23 protein-coding genes are annotated in these 21,754 nt (G+C 64.4%); 15 read left to right on the top strand and 8 right to left on the bottom strand.

Features of this window, described 5'->3' with window-relative positions:
• The first annotated feature begins 47 nt into the window (after positions 1 to 47).
• Positions 48 to 2,117 carry an NAD-dependent DNA ligase LigA gene (gene ligA, locus BLR34_RS13720; RefSeq protein WP_092704012.1) on the top strand — a complete coding sequence of 690 codons (2,070 nt, stop codon included), beginning with the start codon at positions 48 to 50 and terminating at the stop codon, positions 2,115 to 2,117.
• Here the strand turns inward: ligA and BLR34_RS13715 are convergent, their stop codons facing one another.
• Positions 2,118 to 2,387, bottom strand: coding sequence for a DUF7967 family protein (locus tag BLR34_RS13715; RefSeq protein WP_092704010.1), 270 nt, complete (start codon positions 2,385 to 2,387; stop codon positions 2,118 to 2,120). It abuts the gene before it with no gap.
• Between the two features lie 111 nt (positions 2,388 to 2,498).
• On the opposite strand from BLR34_RS13715, the gene BLR34_RS13710 reads away from it, so the two are divergent.
• Together BLR34_RS13710 and BLR34_RS13705 are read left to right on the top strand one after the other, a co-directional pair.
• On the top strand, positions 2,499 to 3,182 hold the full coding sequence (locus tag BLR34_RS13710) for a TIGR00266 family protein (protein WP_092704008.1): 684 nt from the start codon (positions 2,499 to 2,501) through the stop codon (positions 3,180 to 3,182).
• Between the two features lie 75 nt (positions 3,183 to 3,257).
• Positions 3,258 to 3,908 (top strand): hypothetical protein, encoded by a 651-nt coding sequence (locus BLR34_RS13705; RefSeq protein ID WP_092704006.1) that lies wholly within the window; start codon positions 3,258 to 3,260, stop codon positions 3,906 to 3,908.
• On the opposite strand, the gene BLR34_RS13700 is transcribed toward BLR34_RS13705, so the two are convergent.
• Entirely contained in the window at positions 3,909 to 4,619 is a 711-nt protein-coding gene (locus tag BLR34_RS13700; RefSeq protein ID WP_092704004.1) for an alpha/beta fold hydrolase, read from the bottom strand.
• An 84-nt stretch (positions 4,620 to 4,703) separates the two neighbouring features.
• On the opposite strand from BLR34_RS13700, the gene BLR34_RS13695 reads away from it, so the two are divergent.
• A complete protein-coding gene (locus BLR34_RS13695) occupies positions 4,704 to 6,452 on the top strand; it encodes an excinuclease ABC subunit C (RefSeq protein WP_092704002.1) in 1,749 nt (582 codons plus the stop codon).
• Positions 6,453 to 6,635: 183 nt separating this feature from the next.
• On the opposite strand, the gene BLR34_RS13690 is transcribed toward BLR34_RS13695, so the two are convergent.
• A complete protein-coding gene (locus tag BLR34_RS13690; protein ID WP_092704000.1) occupies positions 6,636 to 7,097 on the bottom strand; it encodes a deoxyuridine 5'-triphosphate nucleotidohydrolase in 462 nt (153 codons plus the stop codon).
• 217 nt (positions 7,098 to 7,314) lie between these two features.
• Between BLR34_RS13690 and BLR34_RS13685 the strand changes: the two genes are divergently transcribed.
• Positions 7,315 to 9,279 (top strand): aconitate hydratase, encoded by a 1,965-nt coding sequence (locus BLR34_RS13685; protein WP_092703998.1) that lies wholly within the window; start codon positions 7,315 to 7,317, stop codon positions 9,277 to 9,279.
• A gap of 122 nt (positions 9,280 to 9,401) precedes the next feature.
• On the opposite strand, the gene BLR34_RS13680 is transcribed toward BLR34_RS13685, so the two are convergent.
• Positions 9,402 to 10,358: a cation diffusion facilitator family transporter gene (locus BLR34_RS13680; RefSeq protein ID WP_092703996.1), complete on the bottom strand. Its 957-nt coding sequence runs from the start codon at positions 10,356 to 10,358 to the stop codon at positions 9,402 to 9,404.
• A gap of 91 nt (positions 10,359 to 10,449) precedes the next feature.
• Between BLR34_RS13680 and BLR34_RS13675 the strand changes: the two genes are divergently transcribed.
• From BLR34_RS13675 to BLR34_RS13660, 4 genes are all read left to right on the top strand, one after another.
• Positions 10,450 to 11,838 carry a bifunctional metallophosphatase/5'-nucleotidase gene (locus BLR34_RS13675; RefSeq protein ID WP_092703994.1) on the top strand — a complete coding sequence of 463 codons (1,389 nt, stop codon included), beginning with the start codon at positions 10,450 to 10,452 and terminating at the stop codon, positions 11,836 to 11,838.
• 71 nt (positions 11,839 to 11,909) lie between these two features.
• A complete protein-coding gene (locus tag BLR34_RS13670) occupies positions 11,910 to 12,890 on the top strand; it encodes a WD40/YVTN/BNR-like repeat-containing protein (RefSeq protein WP_092703992.1) in 981 nt (326 codons plus the stop codon).
• Positions 12,891 to 13,135: 245 nt separating this feature from the next.
• Positions 13,136 to 13,744 (top strand): XylR N-terminal domain-containing protein, encoded by a 609-nt coding sequence (locus BLR34_RS13665; protein ID WP_092703990.1) that lies wholly within the window; start codon positions 13,136 to 13,138, stop codon positions 13,742 to 13,744.
• Positions 13,745 to 13,746: 2 nt separating this feature from the next.
• The gene (locus BLR34_RS13660; protein ID WP_092703988.1) at positions 13,747 to 13,938 is read left to right on the top strand and encodes a hypothetical protein; all 192 of its coding nucleotides are present in this window, start codon (positions 13,747 to 13,749) and stop codon (positions 13,936 to 13,938) included.
• Positions 13,939 to 13,973: 35 nt separating this feature from the next.
• On the opposite strand, the gene BLR34_RS17095 is transcribed toward BLR34_RS13660, so the two are convergent.
• The 3 genes from BLR34_RS17095 to BLR34_RS13645 all read right to left on the bottom strand — a co-directional run bounded on the left by BLR34_RS17095 (position 13,974) and on the right by BLR34_RS13645 (position 16,771).
• On the bottom strand, positions 13,974 to 14,150 hold the full coding sequence (locus BLR34_RS17095; protein ID WP_176765332.1) for a hypothetical protein: 177 nt from the start codon (positions 14,148 to 14,150) through the stop codon (positions 13,974 to 13,976).
• Between the two features lie 57 nt (positions 14,151 to 14,207).
• Positions 14,208 to 14,525 (bottom strand): RPA12/RPB9/RPC11 RNA polymerase family protein, encoded by a 318-nt coding sequence (locus BLR34_RS13650; RefSeq protein ID WP_092703984.1) that lies wholly within the window; start codon positions 14,523 to 14,525, stop codon positions 14,208 to 14,210.
• Positions 14,526 to 14,656: 131 nt separating this feature from the next.
• Entirely contained in the window at positions 14,657 to 16,771 is a 2,115-nt protein-coding gene (locus BLR34_RS13645; protein ID WP_092703982.1) for a (Fe-S)-binding protein, read from the bottom strand.
• 130 nt (positions 16,772 to 16,901) lie between these two features.
• Between BLR34_RS13645 and BLR34_RS13640 the strand changes: the two genes are divergently transcribed.
• The 6 genes from BLR34_RS13640 to BLR34_RS13615 all read left to right on the top strand — a co-directional run bounded on the left by BLR34_RS13640 (position 16,902) and on the right by BLR34_RS13615 (position 20,780).
• Positions 16,902 to 17,507, top strand: a complete 606-nt coding sequence (locus tag BLR34_RS13640; RefSeq protein ID WP_092703980.1) for a hypothetical protein — start codon at positions 16,902 to 16,904, stop codon at positions 17,505 to 17,507.
• A gap of 63 nt (positions 17,508 to 17,570) precedes the next feature.
• Positions 17,571 to 18,146, top strand: a complete 576-nt coding sequence (locus BLR34_RS13635; protein ID WP_092703978.1) for a DUF7504 family protein — start codon at positions 17,571 to 17,573, stop codon at positions 18,144 to 18,146.
• A 47-nt stretch (positions 18,147 to 18,193) separates the two neighbouring features.
• Positions 18,194 to 18,541 carry a DUF7855 family protein gene (locus BLR34_RS13630; protein ID WP_092703976.1) on the top strand — a complete coding sequence of 116 codons (348 nt, stop codon included), beginning with the start codon at positions 18,194 to 18,196 and terminating at the stop codon, positions 18,539 to 18,541.
• Positions 18,522 to 19,358 carry a DUF7856 family protein gene (locus tag BLR34_RS13625; protein ID WP_143414172.1) on the top strand — a complete coding sequence of 279 codons (837 nt, stop codon included), beginning with the start codon at positions 18,522 to 18,524 and terminating at the stop codon, positions 19,356 to 19,358. The genes BLR34_RS13630 and BLR34_RS13625 overlap by 20 nt, the downstream gene beginning before the upstream one ends.
• A 25-nt stretch (positions 19,359 to 19,383) precedes the next feature.
• Positions 19,384 to 20,112 carry a DUF7857 domain-containing protein gene (locus tag BLR34_RS13620; RefSeq protein ID WP_092703971.1) on the top strand — a complete coding sequence of 243 codons (729 nt, stop codon included), beginning with the start codon at positions 19,384 to 19,386 and terminating at the stop codon, positions 20,110 to 20,112.
• A complete protein-coding gene (locus BLR34_RS13615) occupies positions 20,109 to 20,780 on the top strand; it encodes a nucleotide-binding protein (protein WP_092703969.1) in 672 nt (223 codons plus the stop codon). The genes BLR34_RS13620 and BLR34_RS13615 overlap by 4 nt, the downstream gene beginning before the upstream one ends.
• Here BLR34_RS13615 and rnz read toward each other — a convergent pair.
• Positions 20,777 to 21,727 (bottom strand): ribonuclease Z, encoded by a 951-nt coding sequence (gene rnz / locus BLR34_RS13610; RefSeq protein WP_092703966.1) that lies wholly within the window; start codon positions 21,725 to 21,727, stop codon positions 20,777 to 20,779. The genes BLR34_RS13615 and rnz overlap by 4 nt on opposite strands.
• Positions 21,728 to 21,754 lie beyond the last annotated feature (27 nt).

Raw genomic sequence — 21,754 nt, 5'->3', positions numbered from 1 at the left:
GACCGGCAACCCGCACGTTTTAGAGGAGACGGGCGAACACACCGGTGATGGACGCGAGCGAGGCTCCGACAGACAACCCATATGTCACCGACCCGGACACCGAGTTCGAGGCCGTCGAGTCGTTGACCGAGACAGCGGCACGCGAGCAAGCGGCGTTGCTCCGCGAGGCGATTCGCTACCACGACCACCGCTATTACGTGCGGGCGGACCCGGTCATTGGCGACCGGACCTACGACGCGCTTTTCGCCCGGCTGGAGGCGCTCGAATCGGCGTTTGACCTCGAGGTGGAGACCAGTCCCACACAGCGGGTCGGCGGTGTACCGGTGGACGAACTGGCGACCGTCGACCACGTCGCGCCGATGCGCTCGCTCGACCAGAGCGGCGAGGCCGACGACGTGCGGGAGTTCGACCGCCGCGTCCGCGAGGGACTCGGCAGAGAAGAAGTGACGTATCTCTGCGAGCCGAAATTCGACGGCCTCTCGGTGGAGGTCGTCTACGAAGACGGCGTCTACCAGCGCGCCGCCACCCGCGGCGACGGCCAACAGGGCGACGACGTGACCGAACAGGTGCGGACGATTCCGAGCGTCCCACAGCGCCTGCGGGGCGACTGCCCCGACACCCTCGCAGTCCGGGGCGAGGTGTACATGCCTCGGGAGGCGTTTCAGGAACACAACCGCGAGCGGGTCGAACGCGGCGAGGACCCTTTCGCCAACCCACGCAACGCTGCGGCAGGGACGCTCCGCCAGCTCGACCCCTCCGTTGTCGCAGAGCGGCCCCTTGCCGTGTTCTTTTTCGGTGTCCTCGATGCGAGCGTCGACTTCGAGGCCCACAGCGAACTGTACGACCGCTTCCCCGACTGGGGACTGCGCGTGGCCGACCAGGCCGAGGTCGTCGACGACATCGAAGCCGCCCTCGATTACCGGGACGACCTGCTGGCCCGCCGGGAGGAGCTGGATTACGAAATCGATGGCACCGTGATTACGCTGAACGACCGCGCGGCTTGTGAGCGGCTTGGCTCGACAGCGCGTGCCCCGCGGTGGGCCTTCGCGTACAAGTTCCCGGCCCGCAGCGAGCGAACGACCGTGCGGGATATCGTCGTCCAGGTCGGCCGGACCGGGCGACTCACGCCGGTGGCCCTGCTCGACCCCGTCGAGGTCGGCGGCGTCACCGTCTCGCGGGCCAGCCTCCACAACCCCGACGAGATTGCCAGACTCGGCGTGAGTGTCGGCGACGAGGTAGCCATCGAGCGTGCCGGAGACGTGATTCCCGACGTGACCGAGGTCGTCGACGGCGGCGAGGGCCACTACGAGTTTCCCGCCGCATGTCCGGCCTGTGAGAGCGAAATCGAACGCGACGGGCCGCTGGCGTTCTGTCCAGCCGGGCTGGGCTGTCCGGCCCAGCGCGAGCAGGCAATCGAGTACTACGCCAGCCGCGAAGCGATGGATATCGAGGGGTTGGGCGAAGCCGGCGTCACGCAGTTGGTCGATGCCGGCCTGGTCGAAGACCTCGCGGACCTCTACGAGCTGACGGTTACAGACCTCGCCGCACTGGAGGGCTGGGGTGAGACGAGCGCCGAGAACCTCGTTACAGAGCTGGAGGCGACGCGTCAGCCGCCGCTGGCGGATTTCCTGACTGCACTGGGCATCCCCGAGGTCGGCTCCGCGACCGCCCGCGAACTCGCCACAGCGTTCGGTACCTTCGAGGCTGTCCGGACGGCAGACGAGACAGAGCTCGAGGCGGTGCCGGATGTCGGCCCGACGGTGGCAACAGCGATTCGTGACTTCTTCCTCGCCGAGGAAAACGCCGCGGTCATCGACCGACTGCTGGAGTACGTCGACCCACAGCCGGCAACGGCGACCGGCGGCGACGAACTCGCCGGGTCGACCTTCGTCTTCACGGGCTCGCTCGATGGGTTCACCCGGAGCGAGGCACAGGAGCTTGTCGAGCGCCACGGCGGCTCCGCGACGAGCAGCGTCTCCGGGAACACGGATTTCCTCGTCGTCGGCGACGACCCCGGCCAGCGAAAGCGAGACGACGCCGACGAGCACGATGTCGAGCCCCTCTCGGAATCGGCGTTCGTGGCGGAACTCGAACGCCGCGGCGTCGACATCGAGTGATTAGACCTCCTCGTCGGGGTCGTGGTTCTCGGCCATCTGGGCGGCCTCTTGACGGTAGCGCTCCCGCGTGTCGCCGTCAGCGACGGCTTCCAGGCGGTCGGGAGGAACGTCGCGTCCGGCGGTGACCTCCTTGTCGAACAGCATCCGATGAGAGAACTGCTGTTTCACGTGGCGCTCGCCGTCGCGTGTCGCGTACACCAGCGTGACGAGGTCTTCGCTCTGACCGTAGCTGCGCTCGACGAGCCACGTCTGGACAGTCTCGTCGTTCATACCCGGCGTTCGCACTCGTCGCTGTTGTATCCTCCGAGTACGAGTCTCTGCAGATGAAACAGTCCACAGAACATACTTATGTGGCGACAGAAGGCCCAATGAGTCTCTCCAATGGACTACGAGTTCACCCACAAGCCGTCGTACACACACCTGATTGTCACGCTCGAAGCCGGCGAGTCGATTGTCGCCGAGCCGGGCGCGATGGTCGGCCACTCGGAAAACGTCTCGATTTCTACCGGAACGAGCCGAGATGGCCTGCTCAGCTCAGCGAAGTCGCTGCTCGGCGGTGAGTCCGCCTTTGCAAACGAGTTTACCGCCGAGGGCAGTCGGGGCCAGGTGACGCTCGCGCCGCCGACGCCTGGCGACGTGAAGTCCCACGACCTGCACGACGAGACGCTGTACTCCACGGACGGCTCCTTCCTCGCGGCGACCGACGGCATCGACATCGACTCCGAAATCGGCGGTCTCAAGTCGATGCTCGGTGAGGCGAGTCTGACGCCGCTCGCGCTCAGGGGGACCGGGACGACCTTTATCGACGCCTACGGCGGCTTAGAAAAGCTGGAGCTAGCCGCCGGTGAATCCTACGTCCTCGACAACGAACACCTGATTGCCTGGGACGACGACATCGACTACTCGGTTCGGCGGGTCGGCGACCTCAAGTCGACGGTCCTGAGCGGCGAGGGACTCGTCTTCGAGTTCACCGGTCCCGGCAGTGCCTGGTACCAGACGCGGGACATGGACGCGTTCGCGTCCGTTATCGCACCGTACGTCCGGACAAACACAGACGACAGCTAGTAGATACCTGCGACGAGAGTCGCCGGGGTTTGCTGGACCCGAGAGTACTTTATTGCCCGTCACGTAGAGCGCGCCATGTCGCGCTGGCAGCGTCGTGTCGACGACCTGCTTTACGACGGAGAGACAGTTCGCGAGCAACTCGACGTTGGGACTGCCCGCGTTGTCGTCACCAGCCACCGCGTCATCGCGTTCACGCCGGCTCTCGACGGCGAGAACTTCAGACAGGCAGACCGCCCCAACGTCACCGGCGTCGAGGCCAGTGCACTCGCCTGGTCGGGGCTGCGCCGTCGCGGACTCGTCGCCGGCGCTGCCGGCGCTACCCTCCTGGTCGCCGGCCTCGCCTTCGACCCGAAATCGATATTCGGTGACAGTCTCGGGCTCGGCACCGGAACGGCCGGAAGTGTCGGTCTCGGGGGCATCATGGACGCCACCCGGTCGGTGTTCGCCCTCTTGCGGAACCTCGACACGCTGCTGGTGAACGTTGGCGCGCTCGCGCTGTTGCTGGCGATGGTCCTGCTCGGCGTCTACTGGTACCTGCGGACGCCAACGCTCGTCATCCGACTCGCAGGCGAAGAAGAGGACCTGCACGTGCCTCGGCCCGAGGACGCCGAGGACGCCGCCACCCGCCTCGAAGCGGCGATTTTCCCCGACCCGGACAGCCAGACGACGGCGGCAGACGGACGCGACGACGACAGTCAGGGATTCATCGAAGACGACCCCGTCTGATTACGCGTCGAGCGCGTCGCGGCCGTTCGCGACAGCATCGAGCAGCGTCTCGCGGTACGTGTCTCGTTTCTTCGAGGAAAACAGCTCGTGGCCGCCGTCGTAGAAGACGAGCTGGTCGAACGACGCTGCCTCCGCAATTGCGCGAACGCTGACGACGGTATCGCGGGGCGAACAGAAGACGACAGCGTCGGACGAGACCGGTGGCCGCTCGCTGTGAGCGCGCCGTATCTCACGGAGAAACGACGGCGCGGCCCGCGTCGGTCCCTCACGAAGCTGTTTCTCCGTCGCGCGGTCACCAATCGACTGGCGGTCGCTCTGACCGACAGGAACGAGCGGGCGACGCGTGGGAATCCGGGACAGTGCCGAGAGAACCGCCACGTCCAGCCCGGCAGGTCCGCTCGGAATGCCCCACCAGGGGCTGAGATACGTGTTGGTCTTGGCCCAATCGAGGAAGGCGGTGATGAGCCCGCCGGTGCTGTGGCCGACGAGCCGGACCGCCCCGAGTTCTGCGACGTACTCACGGACCGGCGCGAGGTACTCGCGCTCGAAGTCGTCGATAACGTCGGGTATCTGGAACGTGTGTGTCCGGTAGCCGGCCTCGGTAAGCTGGTCTGAGAGCCACTGGACGTTCTCGTGGTGGAGCCTGTTCCCCCACCCTAACACGATGACAACGTCTGGTCCGCTGGTTGGTCCGGCTTCGCGCAGGCGCATATCGCAGGTAGGGGAGCGGGCAGACTTACGCCCACTGAAACCGCGACCGACGCCGTCATAGTTGTCGAGCCGTACTCCCTGATGATGGACAGCGAGGCGGTCCGCCAGCGCGCAAACGACCTGCCCACCGAGCCGGGCGTCTACCAGTTTCTCGACGGCGACCGAGTGCTGTACGTGGGCAAGGCTGTCGACCTGCGCGACCGCGTCCGCTCGTACGCCGACCACGGCGACGTGAGCGGGAGTCGCAGCGAGCGCATCCGTCAGATGGTCGCTCACGCGCGGGAAATCGAGGTGGCGGTCACTGAAACCGAGTCACAGGCGCTCTTGCTCGAAGCGAACCTTATCAAGCGCCACCGCCCCCGGTATAACGTCCGCCTGAAAGACGACAAATCCTACCCGCTGGTCGAGCTGACCGGCCACGAGTTCCCTCAGATTCGGGTGACCAGAGACCCAGAGTCGGGCTCGACCGTCTTCGGACCGTTCACCGACCGCGGGCAAGTCGAGAGCGTCGTGAAGGCACTGCGAGACGTGTACGGCCTGCGCGGCTGTTCGGACCACAAGTACAGCACCCGCGACCGTCCCTGTCTCGACTACGACATCGGACTCTGTACCGCCCCCTGTACAGACGAAATAGACCGGGAGAGTTACGTCGCCGACGTCGGGGCGGTCGAGCGGTTTTTCGGCGGCGAGACGGGGGTGTTGACCGACCCGCTCCGGCGCGAGATGGAGGCCGCGGCCGAGGCCGAGCGCTTCGAGCGGGCAGCAAACCTCCGGGATACGCTGTCGGCCGTCGAGAGCTTCCAGGACGCCAGCGCGGCCGCGGTCAACACCGCCGACGGAACGCGCCGCCAGACCGACGTACTCGGCGTCTCCCTGGCCGGTGACGAGCCGACGGTCGCGGTGTTACGCGCCGAAGGAGGCCAACTCGTCGGGCGAGAGCAACACACCCTCGATGCACCCGAAGCAGTTCCCGAGCCAGCGACGGTTCTGGGGGCTTTCCTCCCGCAATACTACGCCGCGGCCGACCTGCCGGACGTGATACTCTGTCCGGAACAGCCCGCCGGCGGAGATATCGAGTCGTGGCTGGAGGGTGTCGGTGTCGCGTTGCGCGTCCCCGGTGCCGGCCGGGAGGCGACACTGGTCGACCTCGCGATGAAAAACGCCAGCCGACCTGCCCGTGACCGCGACGAGACGACAGCGCTTGCCGCCGCGCTCGGCATCGACGCGGCCACCCGCATCGAAGGCTTCGACGTGAGCCACACCCAGGGCCGTAGTGTGGTCGGCAGCAACGTCGTCTTCGTCGACGGCACGCCCGAAAAGAGCGCGTACCGCCGGCGCAGGCTCACAGAGACCAACGACGACTACGGCAATATGGCCGAACTCGTCGGCTGGCGGGCACAGCGCGCACAGGCAGGAAACGACGACCGCCCTCAGCCGGACCTCCTGCTCATCGACGGCGGCCACGGTCAACTCGACGCCGCCCGCGACGCACTCGATGGCTGGGACGTGCCCGTCATCGCACTGGCGAAAGCCGAGGAACGCGTCGTCACCCCCGACAGGACGTACAACTGGCCGAGTGACGACCCGAAATTACACCTGCTCCAGCGGGTCCGTGACGAGGCACATCGATTTGCAGTGCAGTACCACGAAACCGTCAGAGACGACGTCTCGACGCCGTTAGACGAGATTTCGGGCGTCGGCCCAGAGACGCGCAAACGGCTCCTCGGGCGGTTCGGGAGCGTCGAGGGTGTCCGGACGGCCTCGACAGACGAACTCACGAGCGTCGAGGGCGTCGGCGAGAAGACGGCAACACGTCTCACAGACCAGCTGTAGCTGTCGCGTGTAAAATCGCCGGTTGGGGGAAATCCGGTCAGAAGCTGTCAGAGGCACGGTCCGGGTTTCTCTCTCCCAACGCGGCTGTTTTCATTTTCGTGTGCGACCATATAACAGTACTGCTTCCGTCGGCCGATTACTGTCGGTTAACGGCCTGTGTTGTGCAAAAATGGGCAGAAACACTCACAGATTTTCGCCCTGGTACGACCCGTCGTAGCTGTCGACGTGTGCCGCGTCTGCGAAGACGAGCTGTGCGATACGAGCGCCGCGTTCGATGTCGATTTCGTGGAAGACTTCGAGCAGCCCTTCGCCTCGGCCCTCGTAGCCGGCGTCCCAGACTGCGGTATCGAGCATACAGGAGTTCCGCAACAGCGACGAGCGCGGATACAGAAAGCCGATGTGATCGGCTGGAATCGTAATCTGCTCGCCGTATCGAACGATGTACCCGCCCGATGGCAGGCTATAGTAGCCGTCCTCTGGGGCAAGCTCTCGCCGCTCGCCGACCGTCTTGCCGTCGCGGCCGATACGGCCCGGCTCAGTCTGTTCGAAGACCGCGTCGACAGTGAGGTCGACGCCGTTTGGCTGGACCTGGGTCTCCCGGAGTTCGCCGAGATGGTCGGCGACGAACTGGCCGCTTTTGAACATGAGGGTGGCTGGGACGAGCACCCGCAAAACGCTGACGATTCACCACATCTACGACCGTCGGCCGCGCCCATCGGTCGGCAACAGTGCCGACAGTCACCGAACCTGAGCGCGCGAATCGCCCCGAGACAACCACGAGACAGACTCCTCCGCCGGATTCTCAGTCAACGGGGTGTGAATAACATCTTTTATTGGCACGCATCGTCGATATCAAGACGCTATGGGAAAGACACTTACCGAAAAGATTCTCGATGACCACCTCGTCGAGGGCGAACTCGAGCCCGGCGAGGAAATCGGCATCGAGATTGACCAGGTGCTGACGCAGGATACGACCGGCACGCTCGTCTGGCTCCAGTTCGAGGCGCTCGGCCTCGACGAGGTCCAGACCGAACTTGCCGCCCAGTACTGCGACCACCAGACCTACCAGTTCGACTTCAAGAACACCGACGACCACCGCTTCCTTCGGTCGGCCGCAGGCACGTTCGGGGCCTATTTCTCCCGGCCGGGCAACGGTATCTGTCACAACGTCCACCGCGAGAACTTCGCCGCACCCGGCAAGACGCTGCTGGGCTCTGACTCGCACACGCCGACCCCTGGCGGGCTCGGTCAGCTCGCTATCGGCTCGGGCGGACTCGACGTGGCTGTCGCTATGGGCGGTGGCTCGTACTTCATCGAGATGCCCGAGGTCACCGAGGTCCGTCTCGAAGGCGAACTCCCCGAGTGGGCGACCGCCAAGGACATCATCCTCGAGATGCTCCGTCGTCTCTCCGTCAAGGGCGGCGTCGGCAAAATCTTCGAGTACACCGGTCCAGGCGTCGACTCCCTGACCGCTCCCGAGCGAATGACTATCACCAACATGGGGACCGAACTCGGCGCAACGTCGAGTATCTTCCCGTCCGACGAGCAGACCAAAGACTACCTCGAACGCGTCGGCCGCGGCGAGGAGTACGAACAGCTCCAGCCCGACGACGACGCCGAGTACCACGACTCACTCACCATCGACCTCTCGGAACTCGAACCGCTGATTGCCGAGCCGTCGATGCCAGACAACGTCGTCCCGGTCCGCGAGGCCGCGGGTGCCGATGTCGACCAGGTCATGGTCGGTTCCTGTACCAACGGTGCCTACGAGGACATCCTGCCCGCCGCGAAGATGCTCGAAGGCGAGACAATCGACCTCTCGACCGAGATGATTGTCGCGCCCGGTTCGAAGAAGGCAAGCGAGATGCTCGCCCGCGAGGGCTGGACGGCAGAGCTGATGGCCGCCGGCGTCAACTTCTCGGAGGCCACCTGTGGCGCGTGTATCGGTATCGGCCACGTGCCCGGCAGCGACTCCGTCTCCCTGCGGACGTTCAACCGCAACTTCGAGGGCCGCTCCGGTATCGAGGACGACAACGTCTATCTCTGCTCGCCCGAGGTGGCCGCAGCCTCCGCGATAGCCGGCGAAATCGTCGACCCGCGCGACCTCGACGAGGACGTCAGCGCGCCCGGCTTCGAGATGCCCGAGGCCTTCGAGGGTGCCGAGAACGACATCATCGAGCCCGACGAGGCCGTCGACGACGACCTCATCAAGGGGCCGAACATCGGCGATGTGCCGCTGAAAGACCCCCTCGGTGCGGACATCGAAGGCTCGGCCCTGCTGAAGATGGACGACAACATCACGACCGACCACATCATCCCGGCAACCCAGGACATCCTGATGTACCGGTCGAACATTCCGAAGCTGTCGGAGTTCACCCTCTCGCGTGTCGACGACACCTTCGCCGACCGCGCGCTCAACGCAGACGGTGGCTTCCTGGTCGCCGGCGAGAACTACGGCCAGGGCTCCTCGCGTGAGCACGCCGCGCTGTGTCCGATGTATCTCGGTATCGAGGGCGTCCTCGCCCAGAGCTTCGCGCGCATCCACCGTGCGAACCTCTTTAACTTCGGGCTGTTGCCGCTCGAAATCGACGAGGACACCTACGCGAACATCGACCAGGGCGACGACATCGAAATCGTCGACGACGTCGCCGAGGCCGTCCGCTCGGGCCAGGAAGAGTTCACCATCCGCGTCAACGACGACTGGGAAGCGACGGGCGTCCTCGATGCCTCCGAGCGCGAGCGCGACATCCTCGCGGCCGGCGGCAAGCTCTCACACACCAAACAGCAGTACGAGAACGAAGGCGGCGCTGCACCTGCTGACGACTGACGACGCTCTCGCGGTCGATATTCTCTCTTTTTTCAGGCGTGTTGAAGCCGGGCTCTTGTGACCTGAAACCGTCGACGACGGCCGTATTCAGGCGAAAGTCACGCAGTTGTGACCGGGACCGCTCACAGCTCCGGTTCGAGATAGATACGCTGGACGCGGTCGTCGGTCTCTTTGAGTGCGCGCTCGATTTGGTCGATGTCGCGTGTGGCCGACTCGCTCGACAGCCCCGAATCGAATGCCACCTCGCCGGTCACCAGCACGCGGCCGACGCCGACGTACATCGTCCGGAAGTCCTTGACCGCGGTCACCCCGTCGTGTGCCTCGACGACCGCGCGGAGGTCGGCTTCGACCGCCGCCGGCAGGCTCTCGCCGAGGAGGAGACGTTTGTTCTCGATAGCCAGTGCCACCGCGAAGGCCATGAGCAAGACGCCGATGAGAACGGCCGAAATCGAGTCGTACACCGGATTCCCCGTCACGCGCGTGGCGACGATACCGGCGAGCGCGGCGAACAGCCCGAGCAGTGCGACCGTGTCCTCGACGAAGGCGGTCAGCGTCGACAGGTCGCTCGTGCGCTCGAAGGCCTCCCGATAACCCGACCACCCGTACTTGCTCATCTGCCGGCGGAGTTCGCCCCGCGCTTTCAGGAACGCGTAGGTCTCGAAGGCGATGCCGCCGAGCAGGATAGCGACCGAGATGTAGAATGGGTCGACCGGCGCCTCCCAGCCAAGGGAGAAGCCGAGGAACTCGGCGGTCCCCTCCTCGTGTCCGCCGCCGCGTATCTTTTCGAGACCGTGTGTGAGGCTCTTCCAGCCAGCAACCCCGAACAACAACACCGACACCAGAAACGCATAGAAAAACTGGGACTTGCCGTATCCGAAGGGGTGTTGTTCCGAGGCGTCTTTCTGGCTGTACTTGATGCCGATCAACAGCAGGACCTGATTGCCGGTGTCGGAGACGGAGTGATAGGTTTCTGCGAGCATCGACGGACTCCCGGTCAACAGGAAGCCGACGAACTTCAGTATCGCAATCCCGCCGTTGGCAATCATCGCCGCTATCACGACGCCGGTGCTGCCAGCCATACGAGTGCATCACGAGGTATCAACTAACATGTTCTGGTGTCGAAGCGATACCAGGACTCTTTGAGACCGAGGCGATACGACCAGTATCGACATGGCCGTCCGCATCCTCCAGTACTCCGATATCGAGAACGCGACCGACGACCCAGGACGTATCGGCCGGCTCACGCAGGCCCTGCAGACACGCCGCGAAGAAGACACGCTCGTCTGTGGCACCGGGGACACCACCGCCCCGGGACTGCTCTCGATGGAGACCGACGGCGAGCATATCACTCCCTTCTTCGAGGCTATCGAGCCGGACTTCTCGGTCCCCGGCAACCACGACTTCGACAACGGCGTCGACGCCTTCCGTACCGTCGTCGCCGACTCGCCACAGCAGTGGCTGGTCGCCAACCTCCGTGACGGCGACCGCCCGCTCGCCCACGACCTCGGTGTCCGCGAGACGGCGACCGTCGGCGTCGACGGCGAGCGCATCGGACTGGTCGGCGTGACTGACCCGGTGACGCTGGGCGACCACGTCACCACAGGCGAGGTGACCGTGACCGACCCAGTCGCCGCCGCCGAGGCGGCCGTCACCGACCTGCCCGCCGACTGCGACCACGTGGTCGTTCTCTCCCATGCCGGCGGCCGGGACGACGAACTCGCCCGTATCGCGGGCGTCGACCTCGTGGTGGGCGGCCACGAACACGACCGCCGGGCCGACGCCGTCGCCGGCACGCCTGTCGCACACCCCGGCGAGCGCGGCGAGCGCCTCACCGAGGCAGAACTCGGCGACGAGGTGACGGTGACGCTGCACGACGTGACCGACGCTCCCGTCGAAGCGGAGATGGCGGAGACGTATCGCGACCTGTTCGCCGAGCTTGGCCTGAACGAAACGGTGACACGGGTCGACGATTCCATCGGCCGCACACAGACCGACCGGTATCCCGAAACGCCAATCGGGAACTTCGTCGTGGATGCGATCCGCTGGGTCGCCGACGCCGACGTTGGCGTCGTCCATCCGCTCATGTTGCGCAGTGGCCCACCGCTGACCGGCGACGTGTCGGTCGGTGACGTGCGCTCGACGACGCCGTTCGACAACGGCATCCACTCGACCCGTCTCGACGGCGAGGAACTCCTGGCGCTGTTCGAGAGCCTCGACTCCCCCGACTTTCTCGACCTCGACGGAGAGGTGTACGGTCACGTCAGCGGCGCGACCCTCTCGTGGCGACGGGACGACGGAGGACTCGACCTCGTCGACGCGACCGTCGGCGGACAACGACCTGCCCCGAGCGAGACCTACGTCGTCGCTGCACCCTCTCTCGAACTGTACAGTGACGAGCTCTACCCTGTTCTCGACGAAGACTACATCGAGGCCGACCACGGCTCACAACACGACGCACTCGTCGGTTACGCCCGCGAGCACGGCATCGACTCCGGGACTGATGGACGGATGCAGGTGATCGCGGACACCGCCGACGGCGAGTTTCGGTCGCTGCGGTAACTTCGGGTCCAGTGCAGTTACTGAATTTCAGTTCAGCGAATAGTTATACTGCTCTCGACTGAATAGGGCATATGGTCGAGTGTTCGTGCCGGTTGTATCTTGGAACCGAGGACGGCCTCCGAACAGTACGGGTCGACAGCGACCGCACGACCGAGATAGCGAGCGGGCTCGGCGGGAACGCAGTTCGGTCGCTCGACGTGTCGAGGACCGACCCCGACGACGTCCTCGTCGGCTGTGGCCTGCGCGGCTGGGGGCTGTACCGGACGACCGACGGCGGTGACTCGTTTGCGTCGCTCGGCTTCGAGGAGTCATGGGTCTGGGGCGTCTACAGACACCCCACGGACCCGGAGACGGTGTACGTCGGGACAGAGCCGCCGATGGTCTATCGCTCGACCGACGGCGGCGACTCCTTCGAGGCGCTGTCGGCTGTCGACGACCTCCCGAGTCGGCCGGACTGGTCGTTTTTCTTCGACCCGTTCGAAGCCGGTCACGTCCATGGCATCGCCGTCCATCCCGAGCGCCCAGAGCGCATCTTCGCGGGTGTCGAACACGGCGCTATCATCTACTCGACCGACGGCGGCGAGACGTGGGCGGAGACGATGGTCGGCGCAGACGCCCACCGGCTCGCGGTCCATCCCGAAGACCCGACCCTGGTGTTCGCGGCCACCGGGTCGGGGTTGTACCGGAGCAATGACGCCGGCACGGAGTGGACACAACTCCCCGCGCTCGCAGGCGAGTACGCCCACAGCATCGTCTTCGACCCCGACGACCCCCAGCGGCTGTTCGTCTACGCGGCGGACGACGGCCCGGTGCTCTACCGGAGTGCAGACGGCGGTGACTCCTGGCGTGCCCTCGGTAGGGACCTCCCCGAATCCGGAGCCGCCGACGCGCTCGCGGTCCATCCCGACCGACCCGAGGTACTCTTTTATGCCGGTGAAATCGACGGAGAGAGTCGGCTGTTCGTGAGCCGCGACGCCGGCGAGTCCTGGCAGCGACTGGACGCCGGGCTTCCCAGGACGTGGCGGCTGGCGGCCACCAACGCACAGCCGTAGCCGGGAGCGTCGACTCGGACAGCAACGGCCCGGAACGAAGGTGCTACAGAAAACAGCCACCGAACGTGATAACGTATGTCACCCAACTCCGTTCAAACGAGAGAGAAATAAACACATAGATTATATATTGTTGTGAATGTTTATTCACAGACGACAAAACAGGACGCTGTGGGCGTTTCGTGCTTTTCAATTTTTGATACGCTGGAAGTAACATACTTGTCTGTTCCAGCATAGTAGAACGTGCGATGCAAGCATCGGATTTCGACCTCGAGGCAGATCTCGAATACGGGGCACAACAGGGCGTCAATACGTTCAAGAACAACCGGATGGTAACGTTCAACGCCGACGCAATCGGGTTACTCCGCCAGCAGATAATCGAAGCCGTCGGCACGGAGACCGCACGCGAGTTGCTCCTCCGGTTTGGGTTTCAGTCTGGATACGCCGATTTCCTCCAGATGAAGACCAGCTACGACTTCGACACCGAAGACGACCTCCTGCAGGTGGGACCAGCGATGCACACCCAGGAGGGAATCGTGGCAGTCGAGCCAATCGAAATGGAGTACGACAGAGACGAAGGGGAGTTCTATTTCAGGGGGCTGTGGCACAACTCCTACGAAGCCCAGCAACACCTGATACACAACGGCGAGAGCGACCATCCAGTCTGCTGGAGTCAGATGGGATACGGCTCTGCCTGGTGTAGCGGCTTCATGGGCAAACCGGTCTTAGAGCTGGAATCGCGGTGTGTCGGCATGGGTGACGACGTCTGTGAGTGGGAAATCAAGCCGCTTGAGGAGTGGGACGAGCGGGCCGAACCGTACGTCGATGCGCTCGAAGACTTCTTCGCGGAGGTGTGACAATGGGAGAGAAACTAATGGAATACTACAGCTTCGTCGAAGAGCGCGAAGGGCTGGACGGCAAAATCGAGCTGGCAAAGCAGACGAACCTGCCGGGGACGAAAGCCGCCACCGAGCCCGATTCCGACGCGAACATCCAGCGGTTCCGCGAGGCAGTCGAAGAGATTACCGGCGAACAGCCGCCGCAGTTCTGAGGCTGACGACCTCTCCGTTCACGGCGCGGAGGATGTCACTCAGAGTTAAATCCGATAACCAACCCACAGCCACTGCACTGGTACACTTCGGTTGTCTCGGTAAACATCTCGAATGTCTCTACATCAATCTTTGGCACACCGGTAGCGACCTGAATGTCGTCGTGGCCTAGTTCTTTCCCGCAATCCTCACAGAAGAATGGGTCATCGTCCATACATCGAAGTTCGACTCCCAGTTGCATAGACGTTGTGTTCGTGTAAAATTAGTTATGTCAAGAATCTCGCCACTTGTTGCCACACTCGACGCAGGTGAACAGCCGAACCTCGTAGGAGCCGCCCGGCTTGGGCATCATCTCGTAGTATGCCTGGTCGCTGTCGCAGTCCTCCGCCGGACAGGGCTCTTCCATCGTCTCGCCCGAGCCCTGGGTCGCGTCGGCCACGGCGGGTGCTCCGTCGTCTCGCTGGCCGTCCTGGGTCGTCATCGCCGCCTCTGCCTGCGAGTCACGCGGGTCCTCGTTCTCACAGGAGCGACACACCCACGTGTCGCCTTCCGTGTGCATCATCGAACTGCACTCGTCACAGAATTGCATACGAAGCGGCTACGCCGTCGTCGGATATATGTATTAACTTCCGGTTCACCGTCAGTTTCCCGGAGCTGTGTCAACTGGCCGAATCGGACAGCCAGAGAGGCTGCCCCTGGAAAAGAACAACCGCACTCGGCTTACGCGGCCTGGACAGACTCCGCGAGCAGTTCGGTCAGGCCGACAACGTCGATATCGTCCTCGAAGTCGCCGGTCTTGCGGCCGTCCTCGTACATCGTCATACACATCGGGCAGGCGACGACGAACTTCTCGACCGCGTCGCCGGCGTCGGTGTCTTCGAGCGCCTCCCGGAGGCGTTCCTCACTCGGTTTGGTCTCTTCCTCGTAGTCCATCCAGAGGCCACCGCCGCCGCCGCCACAACAGAACGAGTCGGCGCGGTTGCGGGGCATCTCGTGGAGGTCACAGCCCGTCTCGACGACCAACTCACGGGGCGCCTCGAAGATATCGTTGTACCGGCCGAGGTGACACGGGTCGTGGTAGGTAACGGTGTAATCGAGCGCACCGGGCACCGAGAGCGTTCCGGACTCGACGAGGTCGGCGACGACCTGCGTGTAGTGTTTCACGTCGTAGGTGCCGTCTGCGTTCCAGTATCCCTCGACGGGCACCTCCATCATCGGGTCGTCGGCGTACTCGCCAAAGTCGATTTCGGGGTACTCGTTGGTGATGGTGTTAAACGAGTGGGGGTCAGTACAGACGACAGTCTCGAACTCACACGCTTCGAAGGCACCGATAAGCTGGGATGCCTGGTCGACATAGAGCAGTTCCTCGCCCATGCGACGAACGTCGTTTGCGTCGTAAACCTCGTCCTCGTAGAGGATGCCGTACTCTACGTCGGCGGCTTCGAAGACTCGTGCGAGGCTCTTTGCGACCTCCTGGTTGCGCTCGTCGTAACTCGGGTAGTCGCCGACATACCAGAGGAACTCGACAGGTTCCTCGCGGGCGTCGGGCACCTCGAAGTCGAGCTCTTCGGTCCAGTCCGGGCGGTTGCGCGCCGGGTCGCCGAACGTGTTGCCCTGCTGCATCACGTTCTGGAAGACGTCCTGGACGTTCGAGTCCACGTCGGCCTGCTCGACGAGCTGGCGGTTCATGTCGGTGAAATGCGTGAGATGCTCGATTTCGACCGGGCAGGCGTCCATACAGGCCATACAGGACATACAGGACTCCATCGTCGAGCTGTCGATGACGCTCGTCCCGCCGTCGGCGATGATGGGGATATCCTCCTCGCCGGCGTCGTGTTCCTCTCGGTACCCCTTCAAATCGAGGATGACGTCACGGGGGTCGAGCGGTCGCCCCGAGGCTTTGGCCGGACAGACAGACGAACACCGGCCACATTTCGTACAGGCGTCCTGGTCGAGAATCTGTTTCCAGGAGAAGTCGTCTATCTCTTCGGTCGCGGTGTCGGCCGCGGGGTCGGCCGGGACACCCGGCAGTCGTGCGCCCGCCTTCGGGTCCCGCGTGACGACGTTTGCGAACGACGAGAGCATGTGGAACGGCTTGGCGTAGGGAATCCAGGCGATGAACCACAGCGCGACCAGCGAGTGTCCCCACCAGACCGCCGGGTAGATGGCCTCGGCCTGGCTCGCCGTGACACCGAGCCACTCGTAGCTGCTTGCAAGGAAATAGCTCACGAAACTCACCTGCTCGAAGTCCTGTGGACCGCCCTGCCAGCCCAGAACCCGGACAGATTCGAGCGCGAAGCCACCGACACCGAGGACGAACAGCGACCAGACGAACAGGTCGTCCTCGTATCCGGTGTGTTTGCCCCACAGTCGCTCGTTGCGGACGACATAGCGCCGGTAGATAGCGATGGAGATGCCACAGACAAAGAGCAGGCCCATCAGGTCCATGACAAACGAATACGAGAGGAAGAAATCGCCGACGTAGAACGACTCGCCCACGAGGGGCTTGTAGGCGTATTTATCGACAGACAGAATAGTCGTTCCGATGAGAAGCGTCAGAAAGCCCCAGAGAATAAACGAGTGCATCAGTCCGCCGACGAGGTCGCGGTTGAACTGTTTCTCATTCGAGAAGGCGATACGCGACGCCTCTCTGATTCGCGTCCCGATGTCGTCGAGTCGCGGGAACGGGTCTTCACGTCCCCGTGCATAGCGTGCAAAGCGGCTGTAGACGCCGTAGACGAAGACCAGTATCGTGACTGCCGTCAGGAAATAAAAGATAATCTCCCCGACGGAGGTTATCTGCCAGAACGTCTCCCGTGTGGGCTCGCTGCTCATAGTATATAATCCCGAGAAGGCAATTTGCTTAAACCTTTTCTCCACCCTGTGCCCGTTGTTCTCGGTTGCCTGCCCGCGCGTGCAATGGTGGGTCAGATTTTTATGGCCGACCGATAGATTTCTGTGTCACATGGACGAGAAGACCGAGGAACTCCGGGATATCTTTCTCGATGTGTCGGAGGAGGAGTCCGTAACAGAGTCACAGGAGGAGTTACGCGGGTCTGTGGCCGACAGCGGCGAGGTCGACAGAGAGCGTCTTGTGGCGACAATCGAGGAGATGCAACAGAAATTCGACATCGAATCCGACTGCTCAACCGAGGAGCTACAGACCCTCGTCGAGCGGTTCTACGGGGGGGCCGACGACGAAACGCTGGCGGCTGAGCTGTCGGTCTCGGCGGAGACGGTGTTCGAGACGCGCATGGCATTTCACCTCGTTCGTGACGACGACCCGCCGGGCGTCACGGCCGACGAGCCCGCGTGGGAACAACTGCGCGAGCGAGTCGACGACGACCCCGAGACAGTCGCCGAGGCGGTCGACCTCCCGACTGCCGATGTCGAGCGTCTCCTGGCGGTCGTCCGCGCAAACGCCCGCTCGCGGCGCGTCAGCAACCGGTTTCAGACGACGTTCGAGGAGTGCCTGACCGATATCGAGTTGAGTACACAACTCGCGGTCGACACCCAGCGTGACGGCCTCGACGAGGCGACAGAGGACGCCGAGGTCGACGTGGATTTCTGAACAGACGACCAAAGCGGTTTATATCTCAAGGCCACAGTATCAGCCAACGGATACGAGGCGACGATGGAGAATATACACGACCAACTCGACGGGACGACGAACGTCTTACTCGCGGAGCCACCGATGGGGCAGGGGCGAGATGTCTGTACCTCGTTGCTGTGTGACCGCCGGGAGACGCCGAGTGTGCTGTTTGTAAGCTATACCCGCTCGGCGAGAGATTGTGTTGCCCAACTCGACGAGCACGGCGACCTCGACACGGTCGGCGTCATCACTGTCGGCGACACCTCGGCAGACGCCCGTGATGGCGTCGTCACGGAGACGGTGTCATCACCGAGTGACCTGACCGGCCTGGGTATCGCAATCGGACAGTTCCTCTCCGAGTGGGACGGACCCGTCGTTGTCTGTTTCGACTCGCTCACGTCGATGCTTCAGTACGTCGACCTCAAGACCGCATACGAGTTTCTGCACGCGATAACCGGCCAGATTCACGCCGCCGGGGCACGGTCTCATTTTCACATCGACCCCGACGCACACGACGAGCGACACGTCGCGTCGATTACCTCGCTGTTCGACGCGAAAGTCTCGCTCGGCGGCGGCCCAAGTGTCCGTACCCGGGAACTGCTCGCGGCCAGCGAGTGACACGAAAATAGATACGTTTAGGTAGCCGACAGCCGCCATCGTTCGCTGTGCTGCTGGTCATCGCGTACTCGCGGGAGGCGCGACAGAGCCTGCGAAACGTCTGCCGGAGCCACGACGAGAGCGTTATCCGTCGGTTCGGACGCGTCGCTCTGTTCGAGGCGACCGAGTTTGGCGCGTTCCAGGCGCTTCGGCTCCGAGAGAAACACGGTGAGGCAATCCAGCTCGAACAGACGGTTCCATTCAACGAGTTCGAGTCTGTGAGGCCAGACGTGCGTGAGGCTGTAGCCGCCTACGAAGACCGCGAGACACCGTTCCTTCCGTACGAACAGTTCCAGACCGGGTCAGACCTCCCCTCACCGACGGAGATGAAAGAGCGTGATTTGCCGTCTGGGTGATGCCGTCTGGCGTGGCGAGGCGGTGTCGGTCGCGATGGATGTCGACCCGAGAGCGGTCGCCGCCGCGGTCAGACGAACCGACAGCGCGTCCGACGAGCGAATCGCCGTCGACTGCCCGGAGCCGTCGCCGCTACACGACGCTGTCGGCTGTATCCGTCCCGAGATGGGCCTGCGAACCCGGACGGCACTCGCCCGGGCCGGCCGAACGCGGGGTCTTGAGACGCCGTACGACGAGGAACTACGGGAGACACGGCGCGAGCTCGATGCGATAGCTGTCGAGACGGAGCCACTGGAGAGCCACCGCGAGCGAGTCACAGAGGCCGAGGCCGCCGTCGAGCAGGCGCGGATTCGCGCGGCGGAGGCGCGCGGACGCGTCCGCGAACGAAGCGAAAGCGGTCTGGATCCAGCCCCGGCCGAGTCCGAACTCGACGATGCGTTACAGACACTCTCCGAGGCCGAGACCGACGCTATCGCCGCCAGACAGGCCTACGAACGAGACCGACGCCGCCAACGCGAGCGCCGCGACCGCCGTGAACGCCGGTTCCGGCTCGAAGAGCGGGTCGCCAACCTCGAACGGCAGGCTCGCTCTCACCTTGTCGACCGCCTTCGTGACGAGTTCCGCGGAGTCTTATCGAGAGTGCCGGGCGCGACAGTCACCGACGAGCCGGCGGAACCGTTCGAAGTCGACTCTGTCACCGCGGCGCTCGCGGTCGCGCATCTGGGCGACATATCTGCGCCAGTCGTCGTCGGTATCGACCGATTTGGCTCTGCTGTGGCGGCCAGCGCGTGGCTGGAGGCACCCGTCCTCTACATTTAAATACGAGCGGGCGACCAGACCGCCCATGGCGACGCTCGACTGGCAACTCAGACGCATGGACGGGGTGACACTCGTCGAACTTTCGGTCCGAGCCGACCACGCGACACGGGTGTGTATCGAGAGCCACCTACAGCCTGTCTGGCCACCGAGAGAGTGCGGCGTGCCGGCGCGTGGCTGGCAAGAGAACAGTTTCGAGGGAACAGTCCCCGCGGACGCGCCACTCGTCGTCGGCTACGCGACACCTGCACCGCCACAGGAGCCACCCGTCGAGATAGCCACGACCGGAGGTCCGGAGGAATCGGGGCCGACACCGCGCCGTCTCGTCCGCGCACTCGGCGATGCCCGGCCGCCTCGGGATGTGCTACCGGCGACACCACCACCCGACACAAACACAGAGCCCCGAGCAGCCACCGTGAATAGAGTGGAACAGGATCCGGGAGACAGCACAGGAGCCGCCGCTCGGAAGCGACAGGCGACCCCAGCCGCGGCAGGCGCAGAGACAGAGCCGACAGCGTGGTTCGAGGCTGTCGAAGACCGGCTCGCCGAAACGGAGCGACTGGCAGCGGCGACAGACGCCGCCGAGGTGCGCGAGGCGGTCGAAGCGGCTGGCGGCATCGAAGAAGTCCGGGCGCTCCAGGCACAGCTCGACGTCGACAGGCAACAGCTTCAGGACGTTCGCCAGCGCGCAGAGACACTCGCCGATGAGCTCGCGGCCGCCGACCTGCCGCTGGCGACACTCGAACGAGTCGTATGAAGCTGGCTGTCACCGGGGGGAAAGGCGGCGTCGGCAAGTCGACGGTCGCGTACAACTTGGGAGCCGAACTCGACGGGGTCGTCGTCGACGGCGATCTGGGGATGGCAGACCTGCCCACGCGGCGCGGCCCCGACCTCCACGACGTGCTCGCCGGCCGCGCGACGCCAGCCGAGGCAGTCTCCGAAGCGGGTCCCGTCGCACTCTTGCCGTGTGGCCGGTCGTTGGCGGGTAGTCGCGGCGCGGACCCGACCGCGCTCGTCGAGACCATCGACGCCGTCGAGCGACAGTACGGGACCGTCATCATCGACGCCCCGGCCGGTCTCCGGTGTGATGTCGGCGTCGCCTTGCTGGCTGCACAGGCGTGTCTGCTCGTCACCCGTCCGACGAGACCGGCGGTCGCAGACGCACTCCGAGCCCGCGAACTCGCCCGTGCCGTCGAGACGCCGCTCGCACAGGTGGTCCTCAACCGCGTCGACGGCGCGTTCTCGGAGCGACGACTCGACCGGCTTGCCGGGACGCTCGAAGGGCCGGTCACACAGATTCCGGACTCCGTGGCGGTCCGTCGCGCACAGCGTGCCGGGCTCCCGGTCCGCGCGGTCGAGACAGCGGCGGAGGCGACGGAAGCGTTTGCGACCCTCGCAAAGCAGGTACAGACGGGGGTGGGTTAATCGAGTTGTTCGACCTGGAACTCGCGGTCTGCGTCCGGGTACGGCACCGTCACCCGTGTCCCGTCGTCGGGCACGAAGACGGTACCGTCGAAACGGTCGGCAGCCTGGGCTTCGAGTTCGGCCCCGCGGCCGGTGTACCGCGTCGAGATGTGTGTCAACGCGAGCCGCTTCGCGCCGGCGTCGCTGGCGACCTGACCGGCCTCCCGAGCCGTCGAATGTGCCGTTTCGAGCGCACGCTCGCGGTGGTCCTCGCCGAAGGTGCCGTCGTGGACGAGCAGGTCAGCGTCTGCAGCAGCCTCGACGACACCGTCAGTTGGCCGGGTGTCGCCCGTATAGACGAGCCGCCGGCCGGGACGGGCCGGGCCGACGACCTCCTCGGGCTGGACCGTCCGGCCGTCGTGTTCGACCGGCTCACCGGCGTGGAGCTTCGAGTACTTCGGTCCCGGAGACATCCCCAGCTCCTGCTCGGCTTTCTCGCGGTCGAACTCGCCCTTCCGGTCGTCTTCGACGAGCGCGTAGCCGACGGCGTTCGTCCGGTGGTTGACACCGACTGCCCGGACCTCATAGTCCTCACGGTCTACCACCACGTCGCCGGCAGACACCTGTGTGATGCGGACCGGATAGGACGGGCTATCGCCCGTTGCCGACAGCAGGTGTTCGATGCGTTCGCGCGTCCCGGCAGGGGCATGCACCGCCAGCGGCGCGTCACGGTCCTGGAAATCCCACGTCTGGGTGAGCCCTGGCAGCCCGAAGATGTGGTCGCCGTGCATGTGTGTCAGAAAGACGTGTTCCACATCGAAGCCCGTCCCGTAACGCATCATCTGGCGCTGGGTCCCCTCGCCACAGTCAAAGAGCAGCCGGTCGCCTTCCCGTTCGACCAACAGCCCGCTCGGGTTCCGGACCGTCGTCGGCACTGCACCGCTCGTCCCGAGGAACGTTACTCTCATCGTTCCAGTGTCACCGACCGACGGCTA

It is taken from the genome of Halovenus aranensis, from assembly GCF_900100385.1.
GTDB lineage: Archaea > Halobacteriota > Halobacteria > Halobacteriales > Haloarculaceae > Halovenus > Halovenus aranensis.
This window is presented reverse-complemented; position numbering and strand designations above follow the sequence as displayed.

Bases quoted from the DNA above. Each gene is read 5' to 3' on its own strand.
- ligA (WP_092704012.1), top strand. From the start codon at position 48: ATGGACGCGAGCGAGGCTCCGACAGACAACCCATATGTCACCGACCCG.
- BLR34_RS13715 (WP_092704010.1), bottom strand. From the start codon at position 2,387: ATGAACGACGAGACTGTCCAGACGTGGCTCGTCGAGCGCAGCTACGGT.
- BLR34_RS13710 (WP_092704008.1), top strand. From the start codon at position 2,499: ATGGACTACGAGTTCACCCACAAGCCGTCGTACACACACCTGATTGTC.
- BLR34_RS13705 (WP_092704006.1), top strand. From the start codon at position 3,258: ATGTCGCGCTGGCAGCGTCGTGTCGACGACCTGCTTTACGACGGAGAG.
- BLR34_RS13700 (WP_092704004.1), bottom strand. From the start codon at position 4,619: ATGCGCCTGCGCGAAGCCGGACCAACCAGCGGACCAGACGTTGTCATC.
- BLR34_RS13695 (WP_092704002.1), top strand. From the start codon at position 4,704: ATGGACAGCGAGGCGGTCCGCCAGCGCGCAAACGACCTGCCCACCGAG.
- BLR34_RS13690 (WP_092704000.1), bottom strand. From the start codon at position 7,097: ATGTTCAAAAGCGGCCAGTTCGTCGCCGACCATCTCGGCGAACTCCGG.
- BLR34_RS13685 (WP_092703998.1), top strand. From the start codon at position 7,315: ATGGGAAAGACACTTACCGAAAAGATTCTCGATGACCACCTCGTCGAG.
- BLR34_RS13680 (WP_092703996.1), bottom strand. From the start codon at position 10,358: ATGGCTGGCAGCACCGGCGTCGTGATAGCGGCGATGATTGCCAACGGC.
- BLR34_RS13675 (WP_092703994.1), top strand. From the start codon at position 10,450: ATGGCCGTCCGCATCCTCCAGTACTCCGATATCGAGAACGCGACCGAC.
- BLR34_RS13670 (WP_092703992.1), top strand. From the start codon at position 11,910: ATGGTCGAGTGTTCGTGCCGGTTGTATCTTGGAACCGAGGACGGCCTC.
- BLR34_RS13665 (WP_092703990.1), top strand. From the start codon at position 13,136: ATGCAAGCATCGGATTTCGACCTCGAGGCAGATCTCGAATACGGGGCA.
- BLR34_RS13660 (WP_092703988.1), top strand. From the start codon at position 13,747: ATGGGAGAGAAACTAATGGAATACTACAGCTTCGTCGAAGAGCGCGAA.
- BLR34_RS17095 (WP_176765332.1), bottom strand. From the start codon at position 14,150: ATGGACGATGACCCATTCTTCTGTGAGGATTGCGGGAAAGAACTAGGC.
- BLR34_RS13650 (WP_092703984.1), bottom strand. From the start codon at position 14,525: ATGCAATTCTGTGACGAGTGCAGTTCGATGATGCACACGGAAGGCGAC.
- BLR34_RS13645 (WP_092703982.1), bottom strand. From the start codon at position 16,771: ATGAGCAGCGAGCCCACACGGGAGACGTTCTGGCAGATAACCTCCGTC.
- BLR34_RS13640 (WP_092703980.1), top strand. From the start codon at position 16,902: ATGGACGAGAAGACCGAGGAACTCCGGGATATCTTTCTCGATGTGTCG.
- BLR34_RS13635 (WP_092703978.1), top strand. From the start codon at position 17,571: ATGGAGAATATACACGACCAACTCGACGGGACGACGAACGTCTTACTC.
- BLR34_RS13620 (WP_092703971.1), top strand. From the start codon at position 19,384: ATGGCGACGCTCGACTGGCAACTCAGACGCATGGACGGGGTGACACTC.
- BLR34_RS13615 (WP_092703969.1), top strand. From the start codon at position 20,109: ATGAAGCTGGCTGTCACCGGGGGGAAAGGCGGCGTCGGCAAGTCGACG.
- rnz (WP_092703966.1), bottom strand. From the start codon at position 21,727: ATGAGAGTAACGTTCCTCGGGACGAGCGGTGCAGTGCCGACGACGGTC.